This is a genomic window from Brevibacillus fortis (assembly GCF_046196545.1).
Taxonomy (GTDB): domain Bacteria; phylum Bacillota; class Bacilli; order Brevibacillales; family Brevibacillaceae; genus Brevibacillus; species Brevibacillus fortis_A.
Map to the genome: position 1 here is coordinate 1,960,929 of NZ_CP176370.1, position 12,483 is coordinate 1,973,411.

Consider the following 12,483-nt stretch of genomic DNA (forward strand, 5'->3'; position numbering starts at 1 on the left):
GGTGCATCCGCTTGGGCGAACGTTCCGGTAAACGAGAATTACCGCTTCTCCCGTTGCGAGGATTGCTTGTTTATCCGACAATGGTACTCCATTTGGACGTTGGACGGGAAAAGTCCATCCGCGCATTGGAGCAAGCCATGGTAGACGATAACAAGATTTTGCTTGCGACACAGGAAGAGGTCCATATAGAAGAGCCAGATGCTGAGCAAATTTACAGTATTGGTACCGTTGCGCGTGTGAAACAAATGCTAAAGCTGCCGAATGGGACAATCCGTGTATTGGTAGAAGGCTTGCAACGCGCGAAGATCGAGGAGTATCTTCAACAAGAAGATTATTTCGTCGTGTCGATTACATATTTGCAAGATGAAAAAACAGAGCAAAACGAAGTGGAAGCTTTAATGCGTTCCTTGCTGGGCCACTTTGAGCAGTACATCAAGCTGTCCAAAAAGGTTTCTCCAGAAACGCTAACCTCTGTGCAGGACATTGAGGAACCGGGACGTTTGGCGGATGTGATTGCTTCGCATTTGCCGCTCAAGATGAAGGACAAACAAGAAATTTTGGAGACGACCAACATCAAGGAACGTCTCGAAATTCTTTTGACCATTTTGAACAACGAGCGCGAGGTACTAGAGCTGGAGCGCAAGATCGGCAACCGCGTGAAGAAACAGATGGAGCGCACGCAAAAGGAATACTACCTGCGTGAGCAAATGAAGGCTATCCAAAAAGAGCTGGGCGACAAGGACGGACGCCAAGGTGAAGTAGATGAGCTGCGTGCTCAGCTCGAAAAATCGGACGCTCCTGAGCGGATCAAAGCGAAGATCGAGAAAGAGCTCGAGCGTCTGGAAAAGATGCCGGCAACTTCTGCGGAAGGCTCGGTCATCCGTACGTATATCGATACCTTGTTCGCGCTGCCGTGGACGAAAACGACAGAAGACAATCTGGATATTTATCATGCACAGCAAGTTCTCGATGAAGATCATTACGGCTTGGATAAACCGAAGGAGCGCGTCTTGGAGTATTTGGCAGTACAAAAGCTGGTAAACTCCATGCGTGGACCGATCCTTTGTCTGGTAGGTCCTCCGGGTGTCGGGAAAACGTCTCTGGCCCGTTCCGTAGCGCGTGCAATTGGGCGCAATTTCGTTCGCATTTCCTTGGGTGGAGTACGCGATGAAGCGGAAATTCGCGGACATCGCCGCACGTATGTAGGTGCTCTCCCAGGACGAATCATACAAGGAATGAAGCAAGCCGGTACGATTAATCCTGTCTTTTTGCTGGATGAGATCGACAAGCTCGCGTCCGATTTCCGTGGAGACCCTGCGTCTGCACTGCTCGAAGTACTCGATCCAAACCAAAATGACAAATTCAGTGACCACTATATCGAAGAGACCTATGATTTGACGAACGTCATGTTTATTACGACCGCAAACAGTCTCGATACGATTCCGCGTCCGCTCTTGGACCGCATGGAGGTCATCTCGATTTCCAGCTATACCGAATTGGAAAAGCTGAACATTTTGCGTGATTACCTCTTGCCGAAGCAAATGCAGGATCACGGCCTGGGCAAAGATAAGCTGAAAATGAACGACGATGCGATGCTGAAGCTCGTTCGTTTGTACACGCGAGAAGCGGGTGTTCGCAATCTCAATCGCGAAGCAGCCAACGTATGCCGCAAAGCTGCCAAGCTGATTGTGGGCGGCGAGAAGAAGCGTGTCGTGGTTACGGTCAAGACGTTGGAGGCACTGCTCGGCAAACCGCGCTACCGATATGGACTGGCGGAGAAAAAAGATCAAGTCGGCTCCGTTACAGGACTGGCTTGGACACAAGCAGGCGGAGATACGCTGAATGTAGAAGTCAGCATTTTGCCTGGAAAAGGAAAGCTCACCCTGACAGGGAAACTGGGTGACGTCATGAAGGAATCTGCACAGGCTGCATTCAGCTATATTCGCTCCCGTGCAGATCAGTGGGGAATTGATCCGACCTTCCACGAGAAGAACGACATCCACATCCACTTTCCAGAAGGGGCGATTCCAAAAGACGGTCCGTCTGCTGGGATTACTATGGCAACCGCACTCGTATCCGCCCTCACGAAAATCCCTGTGAAAAAAGAAGTGGGGATGACCGGGGAGATTACGTTGCGAGGTCGGGTTCTGCCAATTGGCGGGCTGAAAGAAAAATGCATGTCTGCTCACCGTGCAGGTTTAACCACGATTATTTTGCCAAAAGACAACGAGAAGGATATCGAGGATATCCCGGAGAGCGTACGCGGTGAACTGACATTCTATCCAGTTGATCATTTAGATGAAGTGCTGCGTCACGCGCTAACTAAACAGCCAGTAGGTGACAAAGCATGAAAGTAACATCATCAGAGTTTATTATCAGCGCGGTTGGACCGAAGCAGTATCCGACTGATGGTCTCCATGAGATCGCGCTGGTAGGACGATCCAACGTAGGAAAATCATCCCTGCTTAATAAAATGATGAACCGCAAAGGGCTTGCCCGGATTAGTTCTCGTCCGGGTAAAACCCAGACATTGAACTATTTCCGTGTTAATCAAATGCTCTACTTCGTTGACTTCCCGGGTTACGGGTATGCAAAGGTAGCGAAGACGATCAAGGAACAATGGGGAAAAATGATCGAGGGCTACTTGAAAAACAGGAATGAGCTTCGCTTCATAATTCAACTGGTCGATATTCGCCATGCTCCGAGTAAAGACGATGTTGCGATGTACGATTGGTGCAAGCAAATCGGGATCCCTACCGTAGTCGTAGCGACGAAAGGTGATAAAATCGCTCGCGGGCGTTGGTTACAGCACACGAAGGTCATTCGTCAAAGCCTGAATTTGCGCGGGGGTGATACGATCATTGTATTTTCCTCGGAGACTGGTCAAGGCAAGGATGAACTGTGGGCAGAAATTATGCGTCGTATCCGTGCTGGAGAGGAAATGGCCAGGGAGACGGCTGCCAAGTCTGAGGAGACTGCTCCAGCCAATGAGTAATTCTTAGACCCAATTCGTCGTGGGGAAGGGAGCATCTGAGTGAGCGGGAGTGCTTGCTTTGCTGTACGTGGTGTGATCGAAGGCTTCTATGGAACACCTTGGACACATGAAGAGCGGCTGGATATGATCGACTTTTTGCACCGACATGATTACAACGCGTATTTCTACGCCCCAAAAGATGACGAGTATCTCCGGGAACGCTGGATGGAGCCACTTCCTGCAAAAGCCAATCAACAGTTGGATGAGTTGATCCAGCATGCTAAGACTCGCAACATGCAGTTTATTTATTGCCTGGGTCCTGGACTCAGCATGGAATATACGAATCGTCAGCACTTGGAGTTGTTGGGCAGGAAGTATCGGGATTTGTATGATCGTGGTGTGCGTTACTTTGCGCTATTGTTCGATGATATCCCCATGCATCTATTGCATGAGAAGGATGTAGCCGAGTTTGCCCATTTGGCGGAGGCGCATGCCCATACGACGCTTTATGTGTGGGATTTGATACGTAGCTGGGGCGATCCTGTCAAGCTGGTTGTCTGTCCTACACAATACAACGGGATTGGAAAAGAAGCGTACATCATGTACCTCGGCCAGCATTTGCCGCCAGAAATCGATTTGTTCTGGACGGGACGATTCGTTTGCTCGCCCTACCTGACGGATGGTGATGCCATTCGCTTTCATGAGTATACGGGTCATCAGCCATTTTATTGGGACAACTACCCGGTGAATGATTTGGCTATGGCGAATGAACTACATATCGGTCCATTGCGTCACCGAGATCCTGACCTGTGGCAATACGCAGCAGGTTATGTGGCGAATGCGATGTCTAGACCAGAATGCTCGAAGATTCCTTTGATTACGACGGCAGCTTATTTGCGAGATCCGATCGGCTACGATCCTGATACGGTATGGAAACAAGCTGTAGAGGAAATAGCGGGACAAAAGGATGCAGATGCTTTCTTCACCTTTGCGGATAACGTGCAAAGCTCGTTTTTATGCGAGATAGAATCGCCGCGATTGTTAGAAGCGATCCTGACCTTCCGCTTTCATTTTTTGCAAGGAGATCGGCAAAAAGCGATTGCTGACTTGACGGCTCTTTTTCAGAAGATGGAGGCGGCGGCAGACAAGCTGTTGGCAAGGATGACGAATCAGAAGCTTGCAGAAGAAACGAGGCCGTGGGTGGAGAAGTTCCATCTGTGGACTAAGGTAGGCCTGTCGGCAGTCGCTCTCATTGATCAGGGGACAAGAGGGCGACTTCCACAGGCAGCTTATCACTTGCTCCGACTCAAACAATGGCTCAAACGAACGGAGCGTTACCCGCAAGAAGTGTGTGGACCGGTCATGCAGCTTTTTGTGGATGCCGTAATGCTAGAGGTCAAGAAGAGCTCATAAAAAAAGTTCCTTTCCCGCAGGGGAGAAGGAACTTTTTTGCTTTTCGTATCAGGCGGATTCACGACCGTCTTTTGGTTTTCTCTGACGGAAATTCCGCAACCATTCTTGAATGGGAAGCTCAGCGAGAATCATGCCGGTGAAAATCAGGAGACATCCGGTCAACTGTCTTCCACTCAATACTTCATGAATAAAGACGTAGGAGGTGAGTGCAGCAAATACAGGCTCCAAAGCGAAGATGAGAGCGACCCTCGTCGAGCTGGTTTGTTTTTGCAAGGCAGTCTGAGCGAGAAAGGCCAGTGCCGTGGCGAAAATGGAAGTGACGATCAAACCAAAGGCTACCTCAGGCTTGAACAAGATCGCCGGATCAAAGGCACGACTCCAATCTTCAAAGAAAAAGGCGTACAGCCAGCTGATAACACCTACCGTGCCCAATTGCGTAATGGCAAGGGGCAGCGTTGCAAAGCGAGGTGCGTATTTGCCGGTAAAGATGATTTGCATGGCGAAGCAGATTGCACAGCCGAAGACCAGGGCATCACCGAGATTAAAGGAGAACGACTGGTTCTGTGTCAGCAAATACAAGCCGAATGCTGCTAGAATCACGCCGACGATAGCGAAAGGCTTGACGCGCTCACGCAAGAGCAAAAACGAGAAGAGCGGCACCAATACGACGGATAAACCAGTGATAAAGCCAGCTTTGGAAGGCGTTGTATACAAAAGTCCTACGGTCTGCAAGGCGTATCCCAGACAGAGCCAAAAACCGAGGATGACGCCTGCACGAAGGAGTGGCCCTCTCCATTCAGAGGTCTGCCCACGATGACGATTGCGGATGAAATAGATGATCAATAAAAATAAGGCGGCAATGGTAAAACGAACGGCGTTAAACGTATTGGGAGGCAGCGAAGCGATTGCCTGCTGTACGATCAAAAACGTGGTTCCCCAGATAAAAGCGACGAGGAGCAGCGTTATGTCTGCCATCCAAGGTTTTCTCAAAGCTTCTTTCCTCTCCTTTCTGGCATTTTCGCAATTTTTCTTCTGTTTTCATATATAGCCGACATCATAAGGTATTCCCGGAAGGAACGCAAGCGGATTATACAGGATATACCCAAAGTGCACTCCGTTAATAAACTTTTCACAATTACTCCTATCCGATTCGGGACATAATGATATAATAATAGTGCATTTTACATATGCCGCTAACAGGTTTGTTATTCTGGGAGGACATTATGGATATTCTTTTGCTGGGTCTAAACTATAAAACAGCTCCTGTCGAAATTCGTGAAAAGTTTACATTTAGCGACGATGGGACAGCACGCGCTCTTCATCTTCTCTCCCAGACGAAGAGTATCGCAGAATGTATCATCCTGGGGACGTGCAACCGGACGGAAATTTACGTTGTTTGCGACCAGGCGAATATTGGCCGAGACTATACCCGCCGTTTTTTGGCTGAATGGTTCGGCGTGGAGAAAGAACAATTTAAGGATCATCTCTATATAAAAGAGAACGAACAGGCAATCGAGCACTTGTTCCGCGTCTCTTCCGGTCTTGATTCGATGGTTATGGGAGAAACACAAATTCTCGGACAAGTCCGGGATGCGTTCCTGTTGGCGCAGGAGCGTCAAACGACAGGGACTGTCTTCAACACTTTATTCAAGCAAGCGATTACGTTCGCCAAGCGTGCCCATACAGAGACAGCGATTGGACAAAATGCGGTTTCAGTCAGCTACGCTGCTGTCGAACTGGGGAAAAAGATCTTCGGTTCCTTCGCAGGGAAGTCTGTCCTGATCGTCGGAGCGGGCAAAATGAGCGAGTTGACAGCAAAGCACCTGCACGCAAACGGATCAGAACGCGTCATGGTAGCAAATCGTACATTGGAGCGAGCGCAGCTTTTGGCAGAAAAGTTCAAGGGTGACTCCTGTACGATGGAGCAGCTGCCAGAGGCACTGCTCACAGCAGACATCGTCATCAGCTCGACCGGAGCGACAGGTTATGTCCTCAGCAAAAAAGAACTGGCTCCGATCATGAAACAACGGAAGCATCGTCCGTTGTTCATGGTGGATATCGCAGTTCCTCGCGACCTGAATCCTGATTTGCATGATCTTGATAACGTATTTTTATATGATATTGATGATCTGGAAGGAATCGTTGCGAGTAACGTTGCGGAACGTTCTCGTGAAGCGGAACGTCTGGATGTCATGATTCAAGAAGAAATCGTGGCATTCACGACCTGGTACCAAACGCTTGGCGTGGCACCACTCATCGCTGCACTGCGTGACAAGGCAAACACGATCCAAAGCGAAGCGATGCGAAAAATCGAAAACAAGCTACCGAACCTGTCTGAGCGGGAGATGCACATCATCCGCAAGACAACCAAGGGTATTGTCAATCAACTGTTGCACGATCCGGTCGTGCGTTTAAAAGAAATGGCAGCTACCAAAGATGGGGAAGAAGTACTGGATATTTTCGAGAAAATGTTTGCGTTGGAGGAGATCCTGGAGCGAAAAGAACAGGAAGCAATCTGGGCTAACGATAAAAATAAACAGACATCTTCTTCTCGGGAGCAGGTATTGGCTTCCCGGTTCCCTGAATAAGCTGACCTGACCTGACAATCTATCTGCTACTGTTAGAAACCGATTGGGAAAGTGGGGGAGAGAGTGCATGGCCGAGGTGAGATGGATCTACGACTTGACGATCTTTCTCTACGCTGCAAGTGTTCTCTTCTATTTTAACGACTTCTTGCAAAGCAACCGGAAAGTCAATCGTCTGGCTTTCGGGTTGCTTGTTGTCGTTTGGGCCTTGCAAACCGCATTTTTTGTCTCACAGGCAGTCATGAAGGGGTATTTTCCGGTCATTACGCTGTTTGAGACGCTCTTTTTTTATTCATGGGTGCTGGTAGGCTTGTCGCTTGCCATTCACTATTTTTTTCGGATTGATTTACTGGTTTTTTTTACTAATATTATCGGGTTCGTCGTGCTCGTCATGTCGATGTTTTTACCGGAAACGCCGATTGAGGCTGTATCGAGTATCTTGACCTCTGAGCTATTGTTGACGCATGTGACACTGGCCATGTTTAGCTACGGGGCATTCTCGCTCTCCATGATCTTCTCGGCGATGTACTTGCTTCAGCACAAAATGCTCAAGGAAAGACGTTGGTCGCCGTTGCTCAGGCGTTTGCCTAGCCTCGATCAATTGGAAGGCTACGCGTACCGAATGAACATGCTGGGTGTACCAATGCTCTTGCTCTCGATTGTATTAGGGATCATTTGGGGTAAAATGGTTTTGGCGGAGAAATTTTTGTTTGACTCAAAAGTAGTGCTCTCCGTGCTGGTTCTTGCGATTTACTCGCTGTGGCTGTACCAACGCTATCGGGATACGGTGCAGATGCGCAGACTCGCGCAATGGAACGTCCTGGCATTTTTGTTACTGCTTATCAATTTTTTAGGCTTCACTACTTCTACATTTCACGACTGGTGGTAGGGGCTGTTCATCAAGGAGGCTGTCATGGGAAAATGGAAAGTGGGAACGCGTCGCAGCAAATTGGCGCTCACCCAAACGAAATGGGTCGTAGAAAAACTGAAGGGGTTCGCACCTGAAGCTGATTTTGAATTGCATGAAATCGTGACAAAAGGCGATCGAATCCTCGATGTGACTTTATCCAAAGTAGGCGGAAAAGGGTTGTTTGTCAAAGAAATCGAGCAATCCTTGTTCGATAAGGAAACCGATTTTGCGGTACACAGCTTGAAGGATATGCCGGCTGAATTGCCAGAGGGCTTGGTAATCGGCGCGATCCCGAAGCGTGTTGATCCTCGGGATGTTCTGCTTTCCAAGGACGGCAAAACGTTGGATGAACTGCCGCAAGGAGCTTTGGTAGGAACCAGTAGCTTGCGCCGTTCTGCACAAATTCTCGCACATCGCCCTGACATTCAGATCGAATCTTTGCGTGGAAATATTGACACGCGCATGCGCAAGCTGGAAGAAGGCAATTTTGATGCCATCATCCTCGCTGCGGCTGGACTTGAGCGCGTGAATTTTGAAGGGAACATCTCGCAGTTTTTGCCTGTTGAAATCAGCTTGCCAGCAGTCGGTCAAGGAGCGCTTGCCATCGAATGCCGTGCAGACGATGAGGAGACACTTGCTCTCTTGAAGCAGCTGGATGATGCACCGACGCGTTTGGCGGTAACAGCAGAGCGCAGCTTCCTGCACAAACTCCAAGGCGGCTGTCAGGTGCCGATTGGCGCATATGCGACAGTTGGAGAGACCAATGAAGTTACTTTGACGGGAATGGTTGGCTCCCCAGATGGGAAGCAAATGTTCAAAAACACGGCGACTGGCCAAGATCCATTAGCGCTGGGTATTCAAGTGGCGGAAGCCCTCCTGGCGCAAGGAGCGGGAGAAGTACTTGCGCAAGTATTGCGGGAGAATGAGCAATGATTGTCCACGGATCGCACAAGCCACTGACTGGCAAGTGCATCATGGTCACGCGGGCAAGAAGTCAAGTTCGCGAGCTCGTTGAACATATCGAGCAGTTAGGTGGAGAAGCGTACGCATTTCCCCTGTTAAAAATGATGCCGCCCACGGACACTGCCAAGCTCGACGAAGCCATCACCCAGTTGCCAACATACGACTGGGTGGTCTTCACGAGTGTGAATGGCGTACGGTTCTTCTTGGAGCGCATGCGCGAGGTCGGGGTAGGACTCGAAGCGTTCACTGGCAAAATTGCTGCGGTCGGCCCGAAGACGGCCAAGGCGCTTGAGCATCACGGGCTCGAAGTAGCTGTCATCCCGTCTGATTACGTGGCGGAAGGCTTGCTTTCGAGCTTGTATGATCAGCTGCTTCCTGGTCAGCGCGTTCTGCTGCCTCGTGCAGATATTGCCCGCAAGGCACTGCCAAAGGAGTTGGCTCGCTTGGGGCTTGCTGTTACAGAGGTAGACGTGTATCACACTGTCATTGATGCAGAGCAGGCTCCAGACGCAGCGGAAAAGCTACAGCAAGGTCTCATCGATATCATCTTGTTTACCAGCTCTTCAACGGTGACGCATTTCATGGCAGCGATGGAGCCTTATGCATCGTTTGACTGGCTCAAGCACGTTCAGATAGCCTGTATCGGACCAATAACGGCAGATACTGCAAAACAAAACGGGCTTTCTGTTCATGTGGTAGCGAGTGAGTACACCGTGGAAGGATTACTAGCAGCTATCATAGAGAATCTGGGAGGGAATCGACATGGCACAAACATTTGACCGTCATCGCCGTCTTCGCAAAAGCGCGGCTATGCGCAATCTGGTGCGGGAGAACCACGTACGGGTGGAAGACTTGATTTATCCGTTGTTCGTAGTGGAAGGAACCGGTATTAAGAATGAGATTCCGTCCATGCCAGGCGTGTATCAGCTCTCCTTGGACACGCTAGCTGAAGAGATGAAGGAAATCGTAGCTCTGGGAATTCAAGCTGTTTTGATGTTTGGGGTACCAACACATAAAGACGCATGCGGAACAGAGGCGTACAATGATGATGCGATTACCCAACAGGCGATGCGTCTGATCAAGGAAGCCCATCCGGAAATGATCGTGATTGCAGATACATGCCTGTGTGAATACACCGATCATGGACACTGTGGTGTTATTCACGAAGGCGAAGTTGTGAATGACGAAACATTGAAGCTTTTGGGTCAGACCGCCGTTTCCCAAGCAAAAGCCGGAGCAGACATTATCGCACCTTCCAACATGATGGACGGTTTCGTGATTGCAATCCGTGAAGCTTTGGACGAGGCTGGTTTTGAGCACATTCCGATCATGTCCTATGCGGTGAAATACGCTTCTGCTTTCTACGGGCCATTCCGCGATGCGGCAGGCTCGACTCCACAATTCGGCGATCGCAAAAGCTATCAAATGGACGCGGCCAATGCACGTGAAGGTCTGCGCGAGGCAGCTTCCGATGTAAAAGAAGGCGCGGACTTTTTGATCGTGAAGCCAGGTCTTGCCTTCATGGACATGGTTCTTCGTCTGCGCGAGAACTTCAACCTGCCGATCGTGGCTTACAATGTGAGTGCCGAGTATTCCATGGTAAAAGCGGCAGCACTGAATGGCTGGATCGATGAAGAGCGTATCGTTATGGAAACATTGGTTGGCTTCAAACGTGCAGGTGCAGATTTGATCATTACGTATCATGCAAAAGATGTTGCAAAATGGCTGGCGAGGTGAGCACAAGATGAATAGAGAAAAATCTACTCAGTTATTTGCAGAAGCACAGCATTACATACCAGGTGGAGTAAACAGTCCGGTTCGTGCCTTTAAGAGCGTGGGAGGCAATCCTGTTTACATCGCAAAAGGAGAAGGCTCCCGCATTTTTGATGTGGATGGAAACAGCTATATTGACTACATCGGCTCTTGGGGTCCACTGATCTTGGGTCATGCACATCCGCGTGTCCTTGCAGCGATTACGGAAGTAGCTGCGCTTGGAACCAGCTTCGGTGCACCGACTGAGCGGGAAACAGAAATGGCAAAGCTCGTTTGTGAGATCGTGCCATCTGTAGAAGTCGTGCGCATGGTGAACTCCGGTACAGAGGCGACGATGAGCGCTCTGCGCCTCGCGCGTGGCTATACCAGACGCAACAAAATCATGAAGTTCGAAGGCTGCTACCATGGTCATGCCGACAGCCTGTTGATCAAAGCTGGTTCCGGTGTGGCTACACTCGGACTTCCAGACAGCCCAGGTGTACCTGAAGGAACAGCACACAACACGATTACGGTTCCTTACAATGATCTGGAAAGCGTCAAGCTCGCATTTGAAACGTTTGGCGATGATCTGGCAGCAGTTATTGTGGAGCCAATCGGCGGCAACATGGGGGTCGTTCCTCCACAGCCAGGCTTCCTCGAAGGACTGCGTGAAATTACGGAGAAACATGGGACACTGCTGATTTTCGATGAAGTCATGACTGGCTTCCGTGTAGCATTGGGCGGTGCACAAGAGCTGTACGGCATTACTCCGGATTTGACAACGATGGGGAAAGTCATCGGCGGTGGCTTGCCAGTAGGTGCATACGGCGGCAAACGTGAGATCATGCAGCAAGTGGCTCCGGCAGGACCAATCTATCAGGCAGGGACGCTGTCGGGTAATCCTTTGGCGATGGCAGCAGGCTTGACTACCTTGCAAGAGCTCAGCAAACCAGGCGCATACGAACGCTTGGAGAAGATGTCCGCTCGTTTGGCTGAAGGCCTGGCTGACAATGCCAAGAAGCTGGGCATTCCGCATACGCTGAATCGCGTAGGCTCCATGGTTTGCCTGTTCTTCACAGAGACGCCGGTTATCAACTACGAAACAGCGAAAACTTCCGATCTGGAGCGTTTCTCGGCGTACTTTAGCTATCTGCTGGAGGAAGGCATCATGATCCCACCGTCCCAGTTTGAGGGTATGTTCGTTTCCTTGGCTCATACTGATGAAGATATCGAACGGACGATTGAAGCAAGCTACAAAGCGATGAAAAAAGCGTTTGAATAAAGAATGAAAAGAAGAAGGCACTTCCTTGCTGATGCAGGAAGTGCTTTTTTTGATTTTTTGCAGGATTTTTCCACCCCTTGTCAAAATACGAAGGAAAATGCAGATGAATGAGGTGGAGACATGGAAGGGACGATCATTCACGTACCGCAAAAGCATCTAGTTGGCCTTAGCTTCTCTGGTTCGTTTCCCATGCTTGTGGAATACATGCCAAAGCTGTGGGAGACTTTTTTGAAGCGCCAGGATGAGATTCCTCTCGTGATTTCACCAGATGTTCGTTACGACTTCAGCGACGAGAATCGGACGTACCAAATGTATACCGAGTACATTGTGGTGGAAGTAGAGCGTTTCGAGCATATCCCTGCGAGCATGGTCGGGTTCACGATTCCAGCGAAGACATACGCCCGCTTTACCCACACAGGACCTATGGAACAGGTGCAAAGCACATACCACGGCCTGTTTGGCTGGCTCAACGAGAATGGCCATGAGGTGGACGAGCAAGCTCTTCGCATGGAGCGTTACGATCAACGGTACGTTCCTTCTGTGCATGAGTCTGCTCGGGTCGAAAATTCGTACGATATTTTTATCCCGCTTCATTAATAGACGA

At 49.8% G+C, this 12,483-nt stretch carries 11 protein-coding genes; 10 read left to right on the plus strand and 1 reads right to left on the minus strand.

Translation table 11 applies throughout. The annotated features are described in order from the left end of the window. Positions 1 to 11: 11 nt before the first annotated feature. From lon to ACKKE8_RS10200, 3 genes are read left to right on the plus strand one after another with little or no spacing between them, the layout of a single operon-like run. Entirely contained in the window at positions 12 to 2,351 is a 2,340-nt protein-coding gene (lon, locus tag ACKKE8_RS10190; RefSeq protein WP_409178076.1) for an endopeptidase La, read from the plus strand. After that, positions 2,348 to 2,995, plus strand: a complete 648-nt coding sequence (yihA, locus tag ACKKE8_RS10195) for a ribosome biogenesis GTP-binding protein YihA/YsxC (RefSeq protein ID WP_409178077.1) — start codon at positions 2,348 to 2,350, stop codon at positions 2,993 to 2,995. Before lon ends, yihA begins: the two co-directional genes overlap by 4 nt. A gap of 39 nt (positions 2,996 to 3,034) precedes the next feature. Continuing rightward, entirely contained in the window at positions 3,035 to 4,387 is a 1,353-nt protein-coding gene (locus ACKKE8_RS10200; RefSeq protein WP_409178078.1) for a protein O-GlcNAcase, read from the plus strand. Between the two features lie 48 nt (positions 4,388 to 4,435). On the opposite strand, the gene ACKKE8_RS10205 is transcribed toward ACKKE8_RS10200, so the two are convergent. Next, positions 4,436 to 5,377 carry a DMT family transporter gene (locus ACKKE8_RS10205; protein WP_409178079.1) on the minus strand — a complete coding sequence of 314 codons (942 nt, stop codon included), beginning with the start codon at positions 5,375 to 5,377 and terminating at the stop codon, positions 4,436 to 4,438. A 233-nt stretch (positions 5,378 to 5,610) separates the two neighbouring features. Here ACKKE8_RS10205 and hemA point away from each other — a divergent pair, with 233 nt between their 5' ends. The 7 genes from hemA (at position 5,611) to ACKKE8_RS10240 (ending at position 12,476) form a co-directional block, all read left to right on the plus strand. After that, positions 5,611 to 6,975, plus strand: a complete 1,365-nt coding sequence (gene hemA, locus ACKKE8_RS10210) for a glutamyl-tRNA reductase (protein WP_409178080.1) — start codon at positions 5,611 to 5,613, stop codon at positions 6,973 to 6,975. 67 nt (positions 6,976 to 7,042) lie between these two features. Further along, on the plus strand, positions 7,043 to 7,861 hold the full coding sequence (locus ACKKE8_RS10215; protein ID WP_409178081.1) for an inner membrane protein YpjD: 819 nt from the start codon (positions 7,043 to 7,045) through the stop codon (positions 7,859 to 7,861). A gap of 24 nt (positions 7,862 to 7,885) precedes the next feature. Beyond that, a complete protein-coding gene (gene hemC, locus ACKKE8_RS10220; RefSeq protein WP_409178082.1) occupies positions 7,886 to 8,815 on the plus strand; it encodes a hydroxymethylbilane synthase in 930 nt (309 codons plus the stop codon). Next, positions 8,812 to 9,624 carry a uroporphyrinogen-III synthase gene (locus ACKKE8_RS10225; protein ID WP_409178083.1) on the plus strand — a complete coding sequence of 271 codons (813 nt, stop codon included), beginning with the start codon at positions 8,812 to 8,814 and terminating at the stop codon, positions 9,622 to 9,624. The genes hemC and ACKKE8_RS10225 overlap by 4 nt, the downstream gene beginning before the upstream one ends. Further along, the gene (gene hemB / locus ACKKE8_RS10230; RefSeq protein ID WP_056497623.1) at positions 9,608 to 10,582 is read left to right on the plus strand and encodes a porphobilinogen synthase; all 975 of its coding nucleotides are present in this window, start codon (positions 9,608 to 9,610) and stop codon (positions 10,580 to 10,582) included. Before ACKKE8_RS10225 ends, hemB begins: the two co-directional genes overlap by 17 nt. A 7-nt stretch (positions 10,583 to 10,589) precedes the next feature. Then, positions 10,590 to 11,879 carry a glutamate-1-semialdehyde 2,1-aminomutase gene (hemL, locus tag ACKKE8_RS10235; RefSeq protein WP_173608503.1) on the plus strand — a complete coding sequence of 430 codons (1,290 nt, stop codon included), beginning with the start codon at positions 10,590 to 10,592 and terminating at the stop codon, positions 11,877 to 11,879. Between the two features lie 120 nt (positions 11,880 to 11,999). Continuing rightward, positions 12,000 to 12,476 (plus strand): GyrI-like domain-containing protein, encoded by a 477-nt coding sequence (locus ACKKE8_RS10240; RefSeq protein ID WP_409178084.1) that lies wholly within the window; start codon positions 12,000 to 12,002, stop codon positions 12,474 to 12,476. The last annotated feature ends 7 nt before the right edge of the window (positions 12,477 to 12,483 follow it).